The sequence below is a fragment of the Anaerophaga thermohalophila str. Valhall genome, assembly GCF_000250735.1.
Classification (GTDB): Bacteria; Bacteroidota; Bacteroidia; order Bacteroidales; family Marinilabiliaceae; genus Anaerophaga; species Anaerophaga thermohalophila_A.
On record NZ_AHZV01000111.1, the window covers coordinates 1 to 19,604 of the forward strand.

Below are 19,604 nucleotides of genomic sequence, written 5' to 3' on the forward strand. Positions count from 1 at the left end.
GCAACCGCAGACAAATTTGATGCAGGAAATAGTGAACTATTATCAAATCAAATTTGATGAGGATGCTTGTGTTTTGCCGATAGTTGAGCATCGTAATAGATAATTTATGAATAATGCAGGTTAAGTGAGTAATTCATTTTGCAGTATTAAAAACATGGGTTTGTGGAAGAATAAAGAGAGAAGGGAAGAGGGGAATGGTTTGTTTTATACTCTTCCGGTAGGTGTGGTCTATTATGATCCGGAAGGAAATGTTCTGGATGCAAATCCTGCAGCCGAACGAATTCTCGGTATCGGAATTGATGATTTGAAGAAAGGAGATAATCGGGGGAAAAAGTGGCAGGTGTTTGCTGAAGATGGTTCTGATCTGCCTTTTGAAAAGCGGCCGTCGCGTATCGCCTTTAAATCCGGGAAACCTGTAACCAATACCGTGGTTGGTTTTTTTCATTTTCGCTCCAAAGAGTTGCGATGGCTTAATCTGAATGCTGTCCCAGAGTTTCATTCGGGTGAGAACAAGCCTTTCCGCGTTTACGTGACAATAGCTGATATAACCGGCGATGTCCTTTCACGACAAAAGCTGAAAAAGCGTGAAGCCGACTATAAAGACCTGGTGGAAAATATGTATTCCGGAATGGTTATCGTTCAGGACGGAAAAATCAGTTTTGCCAACAAAGCACTTTCCGTAAAAACCGGATTTTCCATAGAAGAGCTTGAGGGGACCGACTTTATCGGTTATTTTGCCGCCGAAGAAAGAGAGCGTGTACGCGATTTTTATGTGAAAAGACTTGCCGGTATAGATGTTCCGGACAATTACGTAAGTCGCATCGTTGACAGTAAGGGAAGAGAAATATGGTTTGATTTCAGGGTAAAAATGTTTGATTACGACGGAAAACCAACGGTTTTGGCCCTGATGAACGATGTGGATGCGGAGGTTCGTTTTGAACAAATGCTTCGGGCCAGTGAATCACGGTTCCGGAGCCTGTTCGAAGAAGCCCCGATCGGTATTGCTCTTGTGGATAATAATGGAAAACCCCTGGAAGTAAACGGGCAGTTATGTGAGTTTACCGGCTATTCCTGTTCGGAACTTTTACGAATGAGCTTTGCCGATTTTACACACCCTGACGATATTGGCCACGATCGGGAATTATTTCATGAACTCCTGGAAGGTAAACGTGACCAATACAAACTTCTTAAAAGATACATTCACAAAGATGGTTCGGTTAAATGGGGAGAACTCAAAGCAAGTCTCTTTTACGATGAAAACGGCAATCGGCATGTCATCGGCATGGTGGAAGACCGTACAGAGGAAGTAAAAACCCATGAAGCGCTGAAAATTGCCCGCGACAAAGCCAACGAAAGCAGCCGGCTGAAATCTGCTTTTTTGGCATCCATTAGCCATGAACTCAGAAGTCCCCTGAATGCTGTACTCGGATTCAGTGATATAATAAAGGCAACTGCAGATGATGACGATATTCGTCAATACTCTCACATGATTTATGAAGCTGGTTTTAAGGTAATGACCATCATCGATGATATTCTGGAACTGGCAATGTCCGACCATGGAAAAATCAGATTACGTCCCGAAGAGTACAATGTTGGGGCACTTTTTGATGAGTTTTTTCACCAGCTTTCTGAAGTTATCTACAAGTATGATAAAGAAGAGATGGTAGAAGAACGCTCTACAATTGGTGATGAGCTCAGAGAAAAGGCCATAATAGCCGATAAAAGTAAAATTTACCAGGTGATGGTGAATCTGATCAAAAACGCTGTTAAGTTTACCGATACAGGGTTTGTAGAGTTGGGGTGTTTCCAACCCGCTGAAGAAAGCATCTCTTTTTATGTACGCGACAGTGGTATAGGCATTGCAGAAGACCAAAAAGAGGTTATTTTTGATTTCTTCAGACAGGCAGATGGCCAGGATCATGCCAAATACGGGGGAATCGGAATAGGGTTGGCTATCTCGAAGCGTGTGGCCAGAGCGATGAATGGAGATATTACAGTGGATTCGATACCAGGAAAGGGAACTACTTTTACGCTTACCATTCCCATCCGGCTGGATGCCAAAACATGAATTATTTAGTGCGTGTCTCTATAGATCGTTAGATATAAGATGTAAGATGATTTTTACAGCCTTGATATACTGCATTTTAACAAACAAACCTCTCTGCATGCAAACAATTGGCTTGCAGTGTATTGCAAAAGTTTAACGGAGTATTGTGTCTATAAACTCGCAAAAATTATTCATAATAAGTATGTCTGTTCAGAAAGTGCCATTTGCAAGGCTTGCGAAGCCGCCAAAAACGCAGTTTACTTTTCGTAAATGAGTATTTTGGTGGCGAGTGTAACACAGCAAATGGTACTTTATGGACAGACACTATTTAGCTTAGAAAAGTTAACTGTAGCTCACACAAGCCATTCTATAGCAGCTTTAAATGTTGTGAAAGGCCTGATAACGAATCTTTCATCGGCTCGTGCTAGTAAAATTGCGATGGCAATGTTGTACGGATAGTTGGATACAAATGCCATTTTCAATCCTGAGAAAAACTCCTGATGTTCACTGTAGAATGATATTATTTTTTTGTAATCATTAACCCCTAATGTGAAACTGGCAAGTCGGTAATCCAGAATTACGCCCTCTGTTTTAGCAGGAATTTTGTTTTGTTCGATAATGTATAACCACGAATCAAAAACATCCTCAAGAGATATTTCTCCACGGTACTTTTTGATTGCAATATTCGTTTCTATGTCCAGATAGAGCTCTGCACTTTTTGTTACTGATAATTCCTGCATAACGTGACGGATTAAGTTGCCAACTTAATTTTAATCTGGGCAGGCTTTACTTAAAAGACGTTCAAAAAGCCACCGGGTTGGAAAAAATTTTAAAAATCATCAGGAAACTCAAAAAAGCATAACATGATTCCCATAGCCGGGTTTTAGATTTAAGGAACCAAGAGGTAGAAGTTTATCAGGCAGAAGAATGGTGCAGGGTGCAGAGAGCAAAGGGCATGGGGCATGATGGAGGGATAAAGTTGCCCGGTTCAATATATTGCTATCTGTGATAATTTAATATTTTTTGCATTTAATATCAGGGCCTTAAGTGATTTCAAAAAAGAAAGGCCTGCCGGCATTCCGACAGACCTTCCTAAAACCTTAACCCTAACCCGTAACAAATATAAAAAGGTTTTTTTCTTTACGCAAGTTTTTTTGAAAAAATTTTAAAAAATCACCGGCTAAAAAATTAAGTCTTTTTAAGCCTTTGCATGCCATTTGAAGTGGCGGGCAGTACAGTAAGATTTTTCTGAAGTATTGGCAAAAACCGGTAAGGAATTATATAAAATTTGGTATTTTGCTTGTGGATTCAATAAAGCAAATCATCTCATTTGGGCACAATATGTGATAACAGATGCAATAATTGGGAGTGATATAAAAGAAACAATAGAAGTGCCAAATCGGTTAAAGAAGTGATCGGTTATGTTAGACGATTCATTTATTTTCGGGTTAGGATTTTTTGCCCAGGGGTTGTTTTCGGCCCGGCTTTTGGTTCAATGGTTTTTATCGGAAAAGGCCAAAAAGGTGGTTGCCCCTGATCTGTTCTGGCAATTGAGTCTGGTTGCCTCCTTCTTATTGTTGGTTTACGGTATTTTCCGGAAGGATTTGGTAATTGTAGGGGGTCAGGTTGTGTCATTTTATATTTATTTGCGCAACTTACAGTTGAAAAATGTCTGGCCGACTTTCCCGATGTGGTTCCGTCTTTTATCATTATCTGCTCCGGTGCTGGCAATTTTTTTTTGATTTTTATCCCTAATGAATATAATATTCAGGACATGATGCATAACCCTCTGATTACTGCTCAGCTTTATACGATTGGGGCCATCGGTCAATTTATTTTCACCTTTAGATTTATTTACCAGTTGATTTATTCCGAAAGGCTACATGAATCAGTGTTACCGCCCTTGTTTTGGATCATCAGCATCACCGGGGCTCTAATCATTATAGGCTATGCCATTGTGCGTCGTGACCCTGTAATTATTGTGGGTCAAATGTTTGGTATCCTGATATACGCCCGAAATCTTTTTCTTTATTATACACGAAAAGCCTTAAATCGTGAAGCTGGAAAAAACGTTCGATAAAAGTGAAAAAGGCAGTCCGGTTCGTGGCTGCCTTTTTTACTATTATGCTTTTAATACGTTGCTTTTTGACACTTTCTGTGTCTTTCGGCCTACTTTGCAAGCGTTTAGAATAGCCTTGTTTTCTGTCTTTCTTTTAGTATTCATATCCAAAAGCAATTTCCACAATTTGTTGTATGAGGTTTTGAAATTCGTTTTCTTTGAGGTAGTTGTTGTAATTTTTATTAGGTATTACGTCATCATTCCTAAAAAAACTAATAAGATGAACCCTTGCCTGGCAGTAAGGAACATCCAGCTTTTTTGTGGTCATTCCTTTTGTTATCTCAAAAGTAAATTCATCCTGATAACTTTCTTCACTGGTAAGCATTACAGCTACAAAACCGCCTTCCTCTTGAATGGCAGTATCATTTGAAAGAATAATAGCAGGATGATTAATAACTCCTTGCGGTAAATTGAACGGTACTTCTACAATACACCTTTGGTGAAGAATCATTGAGCAAAAAGACTTTTGGTCAGAGCTTCTTTTGATTTATTGGAAATGGCCTGCAATAGTTCGGGAGAAGTAGAGGATTTCCGCTCACCTTTAAAGGCTTTCTTTCTAAGCGAAATTTCTAATTCATTCATTGCCCTGCTACAATGCTTTACAAGCTCTTTAACCTCTCCATCTTCAAAATAGTTTATCTTCTCTATTTTATTGGAGAAATTGACCAATCGAATCTTAAATGATCGAATCTCTGATAAGGCTTCTTTTGCTTGTTCTTTTGTGTACTGCTCAACAACAATCTGCTTTGACCCCTTTAAGCCAACATATATATCATTAAGCAAGTTCATAACATTGGCTTTGAGTTTCTGCTCAATTGATTCCAAAAATCCACTTGCCCATCTCTTGAAAGAGAAGGATTGAATGAACCTCTCTAATAAAAGAGTGTCATTATTGAGGGTTTTTGTAATAGTTACTTGCATAGTGTGCCTGTTTTATACTACAAATTTACAAAAAAATAAAATGAAAATGACGTCAAATTTTGCGACCGGTCTTGTTTCGAGTAATCCGAAACAGTAAAAAATGACGTCAAAAAAGCGGTTCATTTGTCTCAGCCGGGCCGGATCAGCTTTTACCAGGATAAGTTATTGACGTCATAACACTAATCTTACATCCCTCGCAATCTTCATGTGCAAAACCTTCGCATAGTGCTTTTGTGTTGTGCGAATGGATGAATGGCCCAATAAGTTGCTAACCGTTTCAATGGGAACATCTTTATTCAAAAGCATGGTTCCATAAGTTTTTCGACCAACGTGTGAAGTTAATTTTTTTGGACTTTCATCTGTTTTAAAAAAGAAAACCCGGGCAAAAAAAAACCTCAATGTATTTTCTACATCAAGGTTCCTGATTATTTTTTTTGGATTTAAAACCGTTTTTGTTGTCCCGCTAGGATTCGAACCCAGACCGAGAGAACCAAAATCTCCTGTGCTACCATTACACCACGGGACAAGCACTAAATGCTTTTTCCTTAAAAGCGATGCAAATATAGAATGTTTTTGGAGAACCCGCAAAAAATATTTTTCAAAAAATTTTTCCATTCTTTCGAATTCTTCTGTTTGCATTTACCGTGCATTTGCAATAGTTTAGCAGTCAAAAGATTATTTTAATGGAGAGGGGCATGTTATTTTTGAAGAAACACGCAGGAAGCCTGTTTGTGTTTTGTGTTAGTTTGGTTGTGTATTCTGTTACAGTTGCGCCAACTACCAGTTTTTGGGACTGTGGCGAGTTTATTGCTTCCGCATACCGGTTGCAAGTACCACATCCCCCCGGGGCGCCGGTGTATCTTTTGCTGGCCCGTTTTTTCTCGTTGTTTGCCCCGGATACTTCGCAGGTGGCATTGACCGTTAATATGTTGTCGGTAACGGCTTCGGCTTTCACGGTGATGTTTTTATACAAAATTTTCCTTCTTCTTTTTAAGTTACTGGGGAGGGAAGTGACGGCCAATCGACCGCTTTATGAAGAAATTTCTGCCATTTCCGGCACCTTGTTGTTTGCCTTCACCGATAGTTTCTGGTATTCGGCTGTGGAGAGTGAGGTTTATGCCACATCATTGTTATTTTCCACGGTTACCTTGTGGGCGTTTCTAAAGTGGTATGTGCAAAGTGACAGTCATCCCCGTTTATTTTTTCTCGGCGTTTATTTGTTGGGACTTTCCATCGGAGTCCATTTGCTCAATCTTTTGCTGGTTCCTGTTTTTGTACTGCTGTATGTCTGGAAGCAGAGGGATCATGGTGTTTCTAAAAGTATAGGAGCTATCCTGAGTGGCTTTCTGTTGCTCGCTGTATTGTATTGGGGGCTTATAGCCAATGGACTGTGGCCGGCTCAAAAGTTTGAACTCTGGCTTGTAAACGCGTTGGGATTGCCCATACATTCAGGACTTATACTTTTTGTTTTTGTTCTGTTGGCTGTTCATGTGGCAGGCATTGTTTTTACTTTCCCTCGTCACCGGGTTGTTCATTTTGCATTTTTGATATCTGCACTGATTTTGATGGGATGGTTTTCTTATATTCTTGTTCCGGTTCGGGCCCATGCCGGAACTCCAATCAATATGAATGCACCGGATGATGTTTTTTCACTGACCGAATATATTAACCGCACTCAATACGGGAGTCGTCCGTTGCTTCGGGGTGTTCATGCAGGGGCTGTTGCCGGCAGCTGGGAAACGGACAGTCAATATGTTTATAATGAGAAAGAGAGAAGATATATTAAAGTGGGAACAAATACTCTGTTTCATTTCAGTTCTGAGGACAAGGTTTGGTTCCCGCGGATTTACAGCCGGCAGCGACAGCATATTGAAGGCTATAAATGGTGGACGGGGATTAACCCGTCGGAAGTGAAACCGGATTTTGTTGATCAACTCTCTTTTTTCTTCCGATACCAGTTGGGACATAGTTATCTCCGGTATCTCATGTGGAATTTTGCAGGACGTCAAAACGACAGTCAGGGACACGGCGATATGCTTTCCGGTAACTGGGCGTCGGGTATTGATTTTATAGACCGTCATCTTCTGGGGAGTCGTAAGTATCCTTCTGCGGAGGATATTTACAGTGCTGCTGCTAATCATTACTACCTCATTCCGCTGATTCTTGCTTTGGCGGGATTGTTTTTTCTTTTGCGCGATGGCCCCGGACGAAAGCGTGTTCTTGCGTTGATTGGGTTAATGTTTCTTATGACTGGTCCGGCCATAGTACTTTATCTTAATCAGCCACCCTTTGAGCCGCGCGAACGCGATTATGTTTATGTAGCCTCGTTCATGAGTGTTGCAATATTCAGCGGGATAGGTGTATATGGAATATTAAAAGCAGTATTCAGATTATCAGGTTCGGTATTTACCGGTATTTTGGCAGGTGTATTTTTATTTTTGGCAGGTGCCGGACTATTATTTTCTGTCAATCTTAACGATCACGACCGTTCCGAACGTTTCCTGGCACGCGACCTTGCCGTATCGCAATTACGCAGCTGTCCGCCCAATGCCATATTATTCACGTATGGCGACAACGACACCTATCCTTTGTGGTATGCCCGGCAGGTTGAAAAAGTGAGGCCTGATGTCCGCCTTGTCAACCTTGGTCTCTTAAGCATGCCCTGGTATGTAGATCAGGTAACACGTTCCGTGCCAGGCACCCCCGGATTAGCGATGAGCTTACCGTATGAATTTTACCGGGACAACCACCTTGAGTTTTTAAGTGTTTCCAATGTTTCATCATTGCCGCTTCCCGGTGTGGAGGCCCTGGAAAAAATAAGAAAACAATATACGAGAGATCAGGAGAGTGAAGATATTTTTAATGGAAAGTTGCATCCGGTCTGGGAATTGACCTTGCCAGGCCAAAAAATACTGACCTGGGAAATTTCTGCCGGATTTATTTCTATGGGAAATCTTGCTCTTTATGACATTATTGCATCCAATATTAACGATCGTCCGATTTGTTTTACACGCAATTTGGATGTTAGCGAACTTCATGGATTTGAAAGGTTTCTTGTTTCCCGCGGACTTGTATGGCAGGCAGATGTCAAACAAAAAAAGGAAGAAGAACAAAATTTACTAAACGAGTTCACAATATTTATGGACAGCATATCGATAAGAAAACCTGAAAAAACATGGTATGACAACACCTGCCGTCAGGCTCTGGCTGCTAGCGGTTATCGTGAAGTGACAAATGATCTTTCGGAACGATTGCTGAAAGCCGGATACCATCAAAAGGCAACACAGTTGCTGAACAAAAGCCTTGACGAATGGCCGTATTCACCATACATATCTCAACAGCCGCTGGTTGAAACAGCCCGCCTGCTCACCCGGAGCGGAGAAATGCGGAAAGCAGAGGAATTGATAAAAAATATAATGTATGTCAATCTTCAGGATGTGTATTATTTCGTTTATTCCGGCTTTGATTCCAGAGAGGTAAAAGAAGATATTGTCCGTTATTTGCCGAAATACGACAACTTGCGAAAGAGCTTGAAATGAAAGATATGATTGTCTATATCGATATGGAACTGCAAAGCCTTTGTGGCTTTTAATTTGAAGATGGAAAAAGCAAATTACCAGGCATTACGTTTCTGCATCGTTATTTTGTCTGTCCATAAAATGTCATTTACTGTGTTACGCTCGTCCGAAAATTACTCATTTACGATGAGTAAACTCCGTATTTTCGGACTTCGCAGGCCTTGTAAATGACACTTTCTGGACAGACAAACATATTGTAAAATTCTTTACGAGTTTATAGACACGCGTTATTTAAATAATTGAATTTTCTCAAGTTTTGTGTATTTTTGGCATTCCACTCATTCGAAGGAAAAAGAAAACAGGATACTGATGAGACAATACAAAAAGTTCAACCTGGCTATTGGCTGGCTTACATTTTTTATTTCAGCCTTTGTTTACTTATCGACCATTGAACCGACCACCAGTTTTTGGGATTGTGGTGAGTTTATAGCATCCTCCTATAAATTGTTGGTAGGCCATCCGCCCGGAGCCCCTTTCTTTATGTTGTTGGGTCGCTTCTTCACATTATTTGCACCGGAAGAGACCTATGTTGCTGCCATGGTCAATTCCATGTCGGCTCTTGCCAGTGCTTTTACAATTGCCTTTTTATTCTGGACCATCACCCACCTTGCCAGAAAGATTTTTATCGATAATCAGGAATCACCTGAAGCCTGGAGGTATTGGGCAGTATTAGGCAGTGGTTTTGTGGGTGCCATGGCTTATACTTTCACCGATACTTTCTGGTTTTCTGCAGTTGAAGGTGAAGTTTATGCCATGTCGAGTTTATTCACCGCTGTTGTTTTTTGGGCCATTTTAAAATGGGAGAATATTGCCGACCAGCCTCATTCTAACCGGTGGCTGATATTGATTGCTTATCTGATGGGGCTTTCCATCGGTGTTCACCTGCTCAACCTGCTGGCCATTCCAGCCATTGTTATGGTTTACTATTTTCGCAAATTCGAGGTTAATCGGAACAATACGCTGAAGGCTTTGGGGATATCGGCCGTTATATTACTGTTCATTCTTTACGGAATTATTCCCGGAGTGCCTAAAATTGCAGGTGCATTTGAGTTGGCTTTTGTTAACGGAATGGGGCTCCCATACAACTCGGGCTTGTTTATGTATCTTGTCTTGCTGATTGCTGCCCTGGTGTATGGCATTTATTATTCCTATACCCGGCGAAAAGTTGTATTGAATACTGCTCTTACCGCAATTACGGTCATCATTTTCGGTTATTCTTCATTTGCTCTTATCATGATCCGGTCCTCAGCACAGCCAACCATGGATCAGAATTCACCCGACAATGTGTTTGCACTCATTTCTTACCTTAACAGGGAGCAATATGGCGATCGTCCATTATTTGTCGGTGAGTACTATAACTCTCCTGTCGACAGGGAGGCCTCATCACAAAAAGAAGGGACTCCGGTTCGCATTCAGAAGAACGGTCGTTATGAGATAGCCCAGTACAGGCCTGAATATGTTTTCGATGAACGAACTACAACCATTTTTCCAAGGATGTACAGTCGTCAGGCCAACCATATCGAAGAATATAAACGTTGGGCAGATATTGACGGAAGACCTATGACCATTGAGGATGCACAGGGAAAACCTCAAACAATTCATTTACCCACATTTGGAGAAAACCTCAAATTCTTTTTTAATTATCAGATCCGACACATGTACTGGCGGTATTTTATGTGGAATTTTGCAGGCCGTCAAAACGATATTCAGGGAAATGGGGAAGTTCATTATGGCAACTGGATATCGGGGATTCCTTTTATCGATAATGCTATGTACGGAGATCAGTCGAAACTTCCCGATCATTTAAAGAACAATCCCGCACGGAATAAATACTATTTCCTCCCTTTAATTCTTGGAATACTTGGATTGTTGTTTCAGTATAATTCCGGGAAAAAAGGGAAACAGGGATTTTGGATTGTGATGTTGTTGTTTTTCCTTACCGGGCTGGCCATTGTGCTATACCTGAACCAGACTCCCCTTCAGCCGCGTGAGCGTGATTATGCTTATGCCGGCTCATTCTATGCCTTCTCTATCTGGATTGGGTTGGGTGTATTGGCCCTTGTAGATGGCCTGAAAGGATTGACAGGGGGCAAAGTCTCTGCTATTGTTTCATCCGTGGCAGCTCTTGTTTTGGTACCGGGCATTCTGGCAGCAGAAAACTGGGACGACCATGATCGTTCACACCGAACCATTGCCCGCGATTTGGCAGAAAACTATCTGAATACCATCGACGAAAACGGAGTGATCTATACCAATGGCGATAACGATACATTCCCTCTCTGGTATGTTCAGGAAGTTGAAGGTGTCCGTACCGATGTGCGTGTATGTAATCTGAGCTATCTGCAAACCGATTGGTATATCGACCAGATGAAAAGAAAATCATACGAATCCGATCCGCTCCCGATTTCTTTTGACCACGATGAATATGTTGTCGGTAAACGCGATATGGTTTACCTGATTGACAGGGTTAAAGGAGATGTGGATTTGAAGGAGGCGTTACAGTTTTTGCGGAGCGAAAATGAACGCACCAAGAGGGTTCCTGGTTACAGCGGACGAATAGAATACCTTCCTTCCACTACATTTACAATCGCCGCAGACAGCCTTAAATTGCTGCAAAAAGGATTTGTGAGCGAACAATATGCCCACCTCGTAGATTCGGTGATGAATATCAGTCTTGAAAACCGCGACTATATCCTTAAAAATGAAATGATTGTACTCGACATACTGGCGCATAACGATTGGAACCGACCGATCTTCTATGCGGTTACAGTAGGCAGCGATAATTATGTAGGACTGGAGGATTATTTCCAACTCGAAGGGTTCGGTTACAGGATTGTGCCAATCAGAGAGCAAAGCAATGATGGCATGACCGGACATGTAGATACCGAAAAGGCGTATCATAATTTCATGGAGGTATATGATCTCGACAATTTTAAAGATCCTCGTGTATATCTCGATGAGAATCATCAACGAATGGCACTGAATATCCGAAACAATATGGGAAGGCTTGCTACGGCATTGCTGGATGAAGGAAAAACTGAAAAAGCCCTGGATGTTTTGGACAAAGCGCTTGATGTGCTGCCTTCCGACAGGGTTCCACACAATTATTTTTCCATATTCCTTGCTGACGGCTATTATCGGGCTGACCAACCGGAAAAAGGAGATGAAATCCTCGAAAGTCTGGCAACCCTTAATTTTCAGGAGTTGGATTATTTCCTTTCATTACCTCCGTCGAAAAGAAATTCGGTGATGTCGGAAATTCGGCGAAATATGGCCATTTATGGAGAGATAGTCCGAACAGCAGAGAATTACAAGAGAGAGGAATTGCTGGAGCAGCTGCAAAATAAATACGATTCCAGCCTGCAAAAAACGGGGTTCTTTGAGTAGGATATCCTTTTGGATCACAAAGCCGCCGCACTTTTTAAGAAGTGTATTCCCGGCCACTGTTGTCTGGAGAGCGCGGGTTGATGATCGAAGGGTTTTTCTGACCTTCGATGACGGGCCTGTGCCGGGGGTTACCCCATGGGTCATCGACCAGTTGAAACAGCACAATGCTTTGGCTACTTTTTTTTGCGTTGGCGATAATGTGAGAAAGTATCCCGGTGTGTTTTCAAAATTGCAATCGACGGATCATGAAACAGGGATTCACGGATTTTTACACAAACCGGTACATAAATTGAGCAGGAGGGATTTTTATGAGGAGATCAGAAAAAGCCTGGAATTAAACCCTTATGCCTGCTGGTACCGTCCTCCACACGGTCTCCTTTGGCCCTGGCGGGTATCCCGCATCAGGAAATTCGGTCTTCAGACAGCTATGTGGGATATTTTGTCGCGCGATTATGACCGGTCGCTTTCCCCGAAGGATGTTATTAACAATGTGCTGACAAACATCCGGCCGGGAGCAATCATTGTTTTCCATGATTCATTAAAAGCCTGGCCTAACCTGAAGACAGCCCTGCCTGTGGTTTTGTCCCGGATATCGGAAATCGGATACCAGACAGACATATTGAGTTCTTTAAATATAAAACAGACTGAGTTATGAATATTCTACTCATCGGATCGGGTGGCCGGGAGCATGCACTGGCCTGGAAAATGAGGGTTAGTCCTTTACTTGATAAGCTCTATATTGCCCCCGGGAATGCCGGAACTTCTCTGTTGGGACAAAATATTGACATTGCACCCGACAATTTCAAAGCAATCAGGAAGGCAGTTCTTGAGAACCACATCGACATGGTAGTGGTAGGCCCGGAGGTGCCGCTAGTTAAGGGAATCAGTGATTTTTTTCTGAACGACGCAGCAATATCGCATGTGCCCGTTATTGGGCCAACTTCACGTGGCGCTCAGCTGGAAGGGAGTAAAGAATTCGCCAAGCAATTTATGCTGGAACACAACATCCCTACTGCCCGTTACCTGGCCGTCACTTCCGACACCATTGATGAAGGCGAACGGTTTTTGAAAAATCTGAAACCGCCTTATGTTCTTAAAGCCGATGGGCTTGCCGCTGGTAAAGGCGTGTTGATTGTTGATGATATCGATCAGGCCCGCAACGAATTGCGACTGATGCTTGGTGGCAAATTTGGCAAAGCAAGTAACACTGTTGTTATTGAAGAGTTTCTTTCCGGGATTGAATTGTCGGTATTTGTTGTCACCGATGGCCATAGCTATATGCTGTTGCCCGAAGCAAAAGATTACAAACGTATAGGAGAGGGAGATACCGGTCTCAATACGGGTGGGATGGGAGCCGTTTCTCCGGTACCTTTTGCCGATGAAGAATTTATGCAAAAAGTCAGAAACCGCATCATCCGGCCTACCATCGACGGTCTTGGCGCTGATGAAATTCCATACAAAGGCTTTATCTTTTTCGGCCTTATTAATGTCGATGGCGAACCTTATGTGATAGAATACAATGTGCGCATGGGCGATCCTGAGGCAGAGGTGGTCATTCCCAGGCTGCAATCAGATATTGTGGAGATTTTTCAGGCCGTTGCCGCAGGGGATTTGAAAAAACTCACACCACGAATTGATCCCAGAACCGCTGTCACCGTAATGATGGTTTCGGGTGGATATCCAGGGAGTTATGAAAAAGGGAAAAACATTTCTGGACTTGAACACGTAGAAGGCAGTATTGTTTTTCACGCGGGTACCACCAGCAGTAACGGCATAATTACTTCGGGAGGACGCGTGCTTGCGATCACATCCCTTGGCGATTCTATCGACGATGCACTTGAAAAGTCATACAAGAATGCCAGCCTTATTGAATTTGAAAACAAGTATTTCCGGAGAGATATCGGGTTTGATTTAAAGTAATTTAAACATGCTTTACAGGACGTTGCACAACAATAGCCTCCTTGCTTTTATTTTAGTGCCTTTTATTTTACTTTTATTCTGGGTCAGAGTTTTTCTTTATGACGGTAGTGCACCAATTAGTTTCGACGGTGTCTCGATGCCTTTATGGGAATGGTTGGTTCGTCCTGTATTCGGGCAGAGTAATTTTTGGGCTGCTGCATTTTCATACATTTTGGCCTTGTTAACAGCGTTCACGGTCAACCGTCTGGTTGGCCGTCATGGTTTATTAGGGAGACAATCGGTTTTGCCAGCCGTTCTTTACGGTCTTTTGGTAAGCGGATTCCTGGTTGTGCAGCGGTTGCATGTTGTGTGGATGTTCAATCTGTTCTTTTTGCTTGCCGTTGAACGAATCATGGGGATTGTAAATAAGGGCAGAAAAGAAGGACGCAGTTTCGATGCGGCACTTTTGTTGGGCGTCGGAGCCCTGATGTATGCAAAAGGACTTTATTTGTATCCTCTGCTTCTGGTAGTGATGGGAGGATTAAGGTTGCTAACCTTAAGAACCTTTCTCGCTAGTCTTATGGGGCTGTTGTTACCTTTTGTATTGAGTGCCGGCTATTTTTTCTTTTTTGGCAAGACAATGGAGTTTTTAGTGTTCATCCTTTTCAACCTGCTGTCGAACACCGGACAATTCAGTCATAACCTGGCCTCCCGGATTTATTTGCTGCTCATAAGCCTCCCGACACTGATAGGCATTGTAAATGTATTCAGATATTTGCCCACGCAGAAAATCATTACCCGTAAACTATTCCGGGTTATTGTCTGGCTCACGCTGCTAACGGCAGGAGCATGTTTAACACCGTTTTTCTCTGTGGAGCTGGCACCGGTAGTTGCAGTTGGGCCATCGATTGTCCTGGCATTCTGGCTCGATAAAATTTCCAGGCGGTTTTGGCAGGAAACAATTTTACTACTGTTTTTCGCTATTGCCATAGCCGCCCAGTTATATCTTTAAAAGGCAATCTCAAACTATATCCATTTTTGCAGCGTATGTTGCAAGTCGTTTAATTTGACGGGTTTTCCAATATAATCGTTCATTCCGACGGCCAGGCATATTTCACGGTCTCCCTTCAAAACATTGGCAGTCATGGCCACAATAGGCGTCAGAACGCCTGCTTTTCGTAACTCCTTGGTGGCATCCAGACCATTTAATACCGGCATCTGAATGTCCATTAAAATCAAATCAAAATCTTCTTTGTCATTCAGTACTAAATCTAAAGCTTCCTGCCCATTATTTGAAATTACCGTGGAAAGGCCAATTCTTCCAAGCATCTTTTCTGTGATTTTCTGGTTGATCGGATTGTCTTCTACCAACAGTATTCTTTTGTTTTTTTCAGACGAAGATACCGGCAGTTCTCCGTTTTTCTCTTCCGATGAATCAAAGAACAGCTGGCTGATGGTGTTAAACAGAATGGTTTGCTTTATGGGTTTCTCCAATACCACATCGACCCCCTCCATCGATGGATTTCTCTGCGACGAAAATAAAATGGCCTTAATCGAGGGAGCTTTTTCCTTAATTTCCTTAATAAGGCTTTGATTGGTTTTGCTGAAAATATGAGAATCTATTGTGACAAAATTAAATTTATTGTCCGTATTCAGCTTTTCAATGGCCGCTTTTTCATCACTGACTGCTTCGGGGGTAATGCCCCAGTTATGGAACATTTTTTTCAGCAGTAGCAGGTTGGTTCGGTGGTTGTCAACAATAAGGGCCCTCAGGGTTTTCATTTTTGGATTATTGAACTGATTGTCTGTTTTGTCACGGTCGAATGTAAAGGGCAAAACAAAATGGAAGACAGAACCAGGGTTCTCTTTCGACCATGCGAAATTGGGATTGGGACTTTCCACCCATATCTTTCCACCCATCAGTTCAACCAGCATCTTTGAGATACTGGTGCCCAGTCCAGTGCCACCATATTTCCTGGTAGTTGAGCCATCGGCCTGGGTGAATGATTCAAAAATTTTCTCTTTTTTTTCTGGTGGAATCCCAATACCTGAGTCTTCAATGGCAAAATGAAGCCTGATCTCTTTCCCTTCCTGACGTTCAATGATTACCTTTAGCACCACTTCTCCTTCCTGAGTGAATTTTACGGCATTGCCCATCAGGTTTATTATAACCTGAATCAGTCGACCTTCATCTCCTATTAGTACCGATGGAATGGTTTCTTCGACCGATGCCAGCAGTTCCAGATTTTTGTCATGACTCCTGAAAGCCATCTGATCAAGCAGATAGTCTACTGTTGAACGAAGATTGAAGGGGTATTTTTCAATCTTCAACTTGCCGGCCTCGATCTTTGAAAAATCAAGAATGTCGTTAATAATGTTCAACAGATTATCGCACGAGCGGCTGATAATGGTAATGATGTTTTGCTGGTCGCGGTTCAGCCTGGTCTGTCCCAGCAGTTCGGTCGCTCCGATGATCCCGTTCATCGGGGTTCTGATCTCGTGACTCATATTGGCCAGGAACTCCGATTTTGCTTTATTGGCTTCAGCTTCACGGCGCTGCATTTCTTTCTGCGCTGTAATATCCATGAATGCTTCCAGCATAATTTCGGTGTTGTTGACTTTGACCGGGATGATGTTTTTCAGAATGGTACGGGAAATATTGTTCTCTTCAACGCTGAGTCGTTCCTCAAGGGTGGTGATAGTCACCCCCGCAACTTCATCTTCATACTGGTCTTTCTTAAGGGTCTCGAACAACTGATAATATTGATGGCTTTTTACAAATTCCATGGCTTCATCAAGGTTGTCAAACCCCATGATTGTGGCAGCTGTTAAGTTTATCTCCTGGATGGTTTTTTCCCTGTCGGTAATCAGTATTCCCACAGGAAGGTTTTCGGTGATGGTCTTGAGTGCCTCTATCGACTCCTTAAGCGATTGTGTGAGCAGTCTCTTTTCAGTTACATCTTCCTTGATGGCAATGAAGTTGGAAATGGTGTTTTCTTCATTTAGTACCGGAGATATAGAAACCTGGTCCCAAATAATTTCACCGGCTGTATTAAACGACCTGATTTCTCCTTCCCATGATTTTCCTTCCTGAATAGTTTCTAAAAGCAATGCAGAGAAACTGTCGTCATTTTTAGATTGTAGCAAGTGAAGACTTGTTCCTTCGATCTCTTTTTTGGATACATTGTTTCGTTTCTCAAAAGAGGTGTTAATGTATTCGATAATTCCGTGGGTATTGGTAATCAGAATAGAAACGGGGCTTTGTTCAACGGCTTTCAGTAACTTCTTGTTTGTCTCTTCAGCCTTTCTCCGGTGTATGATTACAAGTCTTATTTGATTAATAATCAGGAGTGTTATAAATCCTGCGAGCAGAGAAAAAACAATAAGACTGAGGTATTTCAGCCGGGTGTATTTTTCAAAGACAAAAATATTTCGGTCGTTGAGCCGCGAAATGGTTTTACTTATTTCGAATGAAATTTGATTTTCAAATTCGTATATGCGTGAAAAAATACTTTCGGCCTGCTTCTGATAATAGTTGATGGTCTCCATATTGGCAGGGCTCAGAGGGTTTTTCGATACCAGATTGCCTTCGAGTGAACCTGTTATTTTTGCCGAAAGCGATTGTAATTCATAAAGTAACGGAGTGATATCTCTGATCTCAGGAATTGTTCCTGTGAATTCATCCTGCCGGTATTCTATAACCTCTTTAATACGGTACTGGTCTTCCAGGTTTACTGCTTTGTATACCGTAACGCTCCCTCCATTGTCCAGTTTTTCAAGAATATTAACCGACTGTGTAATCCGATCCCTTATATCCTTTTGAATGTTTTCAAGTTGTTGGGGATGTGTGACTGAGGAATAAGATTTAAAATCGAGATTGATATGCAGCAGATTTTCTTTCAGCAGCCCTTCTATTCTTTGTTTCTGTTCCTGATTCCGAATGGTGTTCTGGTAGTGAATAGTATGTGTACGGTCAAAGTAGTTGTCAATAACAAGAATGGCTGCAATGGTGAATACAAATATTCCCAGCAGCAGATAAAGCTTGTTTATCAGGGGTTCATTAAACAGGCCTCTGTTTTGTTTGAAAGATAATCTTCTGAATATACTCTTGTCAGTCTTTCTTTCCAAAATTGAATGAGATTAGTGTTACACAAAACCAAATTACAAATAAAGTCCGCGAAGTGTTCGGGAAAGTACACTTTTAAATCTTTCCTGCTGCACGTGTGAGTGCTTTCCCGCAATGGCATGTTCCAGCATGCAGAAGCCTTACAGACAGAAACTAAATATACAATTAAAAACGGGAAGTTTAAAGTTCGACAATTCCATATTTTTTAAAAATTTTTTTTGCAGAACGAGAATCGATGCTATGTATAAACTTCATAGCGTTTTGTTTATTAGGAGCGTTGGACAGAACAACCGCAAGTGTTTGATAATGTTTTGCTTCTGAATCGATATGAACGGTATCAATTTTAAAGGCTTCGGAGCGTGTTCCAATGTAATCGGATTCCCAATCGATGGCAATTTGTGACTGGCCGGAGGCAATACTTCTGATCAGTCCTCTTGAGTCGGTAGTAAGAGAAAGGACAGACCTCATAACTTCATTATAAACCAGGTGAGTTTGCAGTAATATCTCAGTTGCCAGTCCCAGAGTACTGGTTTCAGGGTTAGCCAGAATAATTCCAGGGTTTGTGGTTTTAAGCATTTGAAAATCTCCGTCGAACCGGCCGGGATTTCCACCCGGGACAATAAACACCAGTGTTTGATATCCAAATGAAGCAGAATCTTCAAATAAATCGGGATTGGCCATTTGCATATTGTCTATGGTCAGTCTGCAGTCGGGAATAAAAATGTCAGCTTCAGACCTGTAATAGATCAGGTTAGAGAGATTTCTGGCACAGTCGTTCTGAATACTGACTTTTATTCCGGTGTTTTTCTCAAAAGCCGATGAGAATTCTCTTACCGGGGCAAGAATCCCGTTTTCACAATAGACGATAAGTCCCGGGCTTTCTTCTTCGTTCCTGTTTCTGGTATTATTACAGCCCGAAAATATCCCGAAAACAATAATGAATATCCCAAAATATTTAGTTATCAGTACTTTCACAATTGTGGTATTTTAAAATAGCGTTGCTTTACGGCCTTACTTAGTAAGCAGGCATATTCACATTTTTATATACAAACTACTTTATTCAAAGGTTTAGTATAAGAGATGCCCTAATTTTTTATGCGTATATTTGTTAAATTAATGTCTGTCCATAAAGTACCAGTTGCCGTGTTACGCTCGCCGTCAAAATCCTTATTTACAATTAGTAAACTCCGGTTTTGGCGACTTCGCAAGCCTGGCAACCGGTACTTTCTGAACAGACACACATATTGTAAAAATTTTTGCGAGTTTATAGACACAAACTCCGTTAAACTTTTACAATACATTGCAAACCAATTGTTTATACCCATCAATGCTTGTTTGTTAATATGCAGTTTATCAATATCTTACGAATTATCTTACATCTTGCATCTAAAAATCTAACGATCTATTGAGATACGTACTAATTAGAGGTTGCTGAAAAAGTCAGCAACCTGTTTCAAATTTATTTTCCATGGTTCTTTTTGGCATTGCCCCAAAAACCAAAAAGGTCTGGTCCGCTTAAACCTGGCT

At 41.7% G+C, this 19,604-nt stretch carries 14 protein-coding genes and 1 tRNA gene; 8 read left to right on the forward strand and 7 right to left on the reverse strand.

What is annotated here, in order from left to right:
* Positions 1–154: 154 nt before the first annotated feature.
* Positions 155–2,068, forward strand: coding sequence for a PAS domain S-box protein (locus tag OQ5_RS0105965; protein WP_016776610.1), 1,914 nt, complete (start codon positions 155–157; stop codon positions 2,066–2,068).
* Between the two features lie 332 nt (positions 2,069–2,400).
* On the opposite strand, the gene OQ5_RS0105970 is transcribed toward OQ5_RS0105965, so the two are convergent.
* The gene (locus OQ5_RS0105970) at positions 2,401–2,787 is read right to left on the reverse strand and encodes a hypothetical protein (protein WP_016776611.1); all 387 of its coding nucleotides are present in this window, start codon (positions 2,785–2,787) and stop codon (positions 2,401–2,403) included.
* 681 nt (positions 2,788–3,468) lie between these two features.
* On the opposite strand from OQ5_RS0105970, the gene OQ5_RS24310 reads away from it, so the two are divergent.
* Complete coding sequence (locus OQ5_RS24310; RefSeq protein WP_255297407.1) at positions 3,469–3,789, forward strand: lipid-A-disaccharide synthase N-terminal domain-containing protein; 321 nt, start codon at positions 3,469–3,471, stop codon at positions 3,787–3,789.
* A 32-nt stretch (positions 3,790–3,821) separates the two neighbouring features.
* A complete protein-coding gene (locus tag OQ5_RS24315; protein WP_255297408.1) occupies positions 3,822–4,127 on the forward strand; it encodes a lipid-A-disaccharide synthase N-terminal domain-containing protein in 306 nt (101 codons plus the stop codon).
* A gap of 133 nt (positions 4,128–4,260) precedes the next feature.
* Here the strand turns inward: OQ5_RS24315 and OQ5_RS0105985 are convergent, their stop codons facing one another.
* The 4 genes from OQ5_RS0105985 to OQ5_RS0105995 all read right to left on the reverse strand — a co-directional run bounded on the left by OQ5_RS0105985 (position 4,261) and on the right by OQ5_RS0105995 (position 5,613).
* Complete coding sequence (locus OQ5_RS0105985; RefSeq protein ID WP_016776613.1) at positions 4,261–4,617, reverse strand: type II toxin-antitoxin system PemK/MazF family toxin; 357 nt, start codon at positions 4,615–4,617, stop codon at positions 4,261–4,263.
* Positions 4,614–5,087 carry a hypothetical protein gene (locus OQ5_RS0105990; RefSeq protein ID WP_016776614.1) on the reverse strand — a complete coding sequence of 158 codons (474 nt, stop codon included), beginning with the start codon at positions 5,085–5,087 and terminating at the stop codon, positions 4,614–4,616. The genes OQ5_RS0105985 and OQ5_RS0105990 overlap by 4 nt, the downstream gene beginning before the upstream one ends.
* A gap of 171 nt (positions 5,088–5,258) precedes the next feature.
* Positions 5,259–5,486 carry a tyrosine-type recombinase/integrase gene (locus OQ5_RS25245; protein WP_218054506.1) on the reverse strand — a complete coding sequence of 76 codons (228 nt, stop codon included), beginning with the start codon at positions 5,484–5,486 and terminating at the stop codon, positions 5,259–5,261.
* A gap of 56 nt (positions 5,487–5,542) precedes the next feature.
* Positions 5,543–5,613, reverse strand: a tRNA-Gln gene (locus OQ5_RS0105995).
* Positions 5,614–5,770: 157 nt separating this feature from the next.
* Between OQ5_RS0105995 and OQ5_RS20405 the strand changes: the two genes are divergently transcribed.
* The 5 genes from OQ5_RS20405 (at position 5,771) to OQ5_RS0106020 (ending at position 14,963) form a co-directional block, all read left to right on the forward strand.
* Positions 5,771–8,626 (forward strand): glycosyltransferase family 117 protein, encoded by a 2,856-nt coding sequence (locus OQ5_RS20405; protein WP_016776615.1) that lies wholly within the window; start codon positions 5,771–5,773, stop codon positions 8,624–8,626.
* 348 nt (positions 8,627–8,974) lie between these two features.
* Positions 8,975–12,052 carry a glycosyltransferase family 117 protein gene (locus tag OQ5_RS0106005; RefSeq protein WP_016776616.1) on the forward strand — a complete coding sequence of 1,026 codons (3,078 nt, stop codon included), beginning with the start codon at positions 8,975–8,977 and terminating at the stop codon, positions 12,050–12,052.
* Positions 12,045–12,707: a polysaccharide deacetylase family protein gene (locus tag OQ5_RS0106010; RefSeq protein ID WP_016776617.1), complete on the forward strand. Its 663-nt coding sequence runs from the start codon at positions 12,045–12,047 to the stop codon at positions 12,705–12,707. The genes OQ5_RS0106005 and OQ5_RS0106010 overlap by 8 nt, the downstream gene beginning before the upstream one ends.
* Positions 12,704–13,972: a phosphoribosylamine--glycine ligase gene (purD, locus tag OQ5_RS0106015; RefSeq protein ID WP_016776618.1), complete on the forward strand. Its 1,269-nt coding sequence runs from the start codon at positions 12,704–12,706 to the stop codon at positions 13,970–13,972. Before OQ5_RS0106010 ends, purD begins: the two co-directional genes overlap by 4 nt.
* Positions 13,973–13,979: 7 nt before the next feature.
* Entirely contained in the window at positions 13,980–14,963 is a 984-nt protein-coding gene (locus OQ5_RS0106020; RefSeq protein ID WP_016776619.1) for a hypothetical protein, read from the forward strand.
* A gap of 14 nt (positions 14,964–14,977) precedes the next feature.
* Here OQ5_RS0106020 and OQ5_RS0106025 read toward each other — a convergent pair whose 3' ends face one another.
* Positions 14,978–18,079 (reverse strand): response regulator, encoded by a 3,102-nt coding sequence (locus OQ5_RS0106025; protein WP_016776620.1) that lies wholly within the window; start codon positions 18,077–18,079, stop codon positions 14,978–14,980.
* A 178-nt stretch (positions 18,080–18,257) separates the two neighbouring features.
* On the reverse strand, positions 18,258–19,052 hold the full coding sequence (locus tag OQ5_RS0106030; RefSeq protein ID WP_016776621.1) for a substrate-binding domain-containing protein: 795 nt from the start codon (positions 19,050–19,052) through the stop codon (positions 18,258–18,260).
* Positions 19,053–19,604 lie beyond the last annotated feature (552 nt).

What these genes read in the sequence shown, in the direction of transcription:
- purD (WP_016776618.1), top strand. Translation starts at nt 12,704, where the DNA reads ATGAATATTCTACTCATCGGATCGGGTGGCCGGGAGCATGCACTGGCC.
- OQ5_RS0106005 (WP_016776616.1), top strand. Translation starts at nt 8,975, where the DNA reads ATGAGACAATACAAAAAGTTCAACCTGGCTATTGGCTGGCTTACATTT.
- OQ5_RS24310 (WP_255297407.1), top strand. Translation starts at nt 3,469, where the DNA reads ATGTTAGACGATTCATTTATTTTCGGGTTAGGATTTTTTGCCCAGGGG.
- OQ5_RS24315 (WP_255297408.1), top strand. Translation starts at nt 3,822, where the DNA reads ATGATGCATAACCCTCTGATTACTGCTCAGCTTTATACGATTGGGGCC.
- OQ5_RS0105985 (WP_016776613.1), bottom strand. Translation starts at nt 4,617, where the DNA reads ATGATTCTTCACCAAAGGTGTATTGTAGAAGTACCGTTCAATTTACCG.
- OQ5_RS0105990 (WP_016776614.1), bottom strand. Translation starts at nt 5,087, where the DNA reads ATGCAAGTAACTATTACAAAAACCCTCAATAATGACACTCTTTTATTA.
- OQ5_RS0106020 (WP_016776619.1), top strand. Translation starts at nt 13,980, where the DNA reads ATGCTTTACAGGACGTTGCACAACAATAGCCTCCTTGCTTTTATTTTA.
- OQ5_RS20405 (WP_016776615.1), top strand. Translation starts at nt 5,771, where the DNA reads ATGGAGAGGGGCATGTTATTTTTGAAGAAACACGCAGGAAGCCTGTTT.
- OQ5_RS0105965 (WP_016776610.1), top strand. Translation starts at nt 155, where the DNA reads ATGGGTTTGTGGAAGAATAAAGAGAGAAGGGAAGAGGGGAATGGTTTG.
- OQ5_RS0105970 (WP_016776611.1), bottom strand. Translation starts at nt 2,787, where the DNA reads ATGCAGGAATTATCAGTAACAAAAAGTGCAGAGCTCTATCTGGACATA.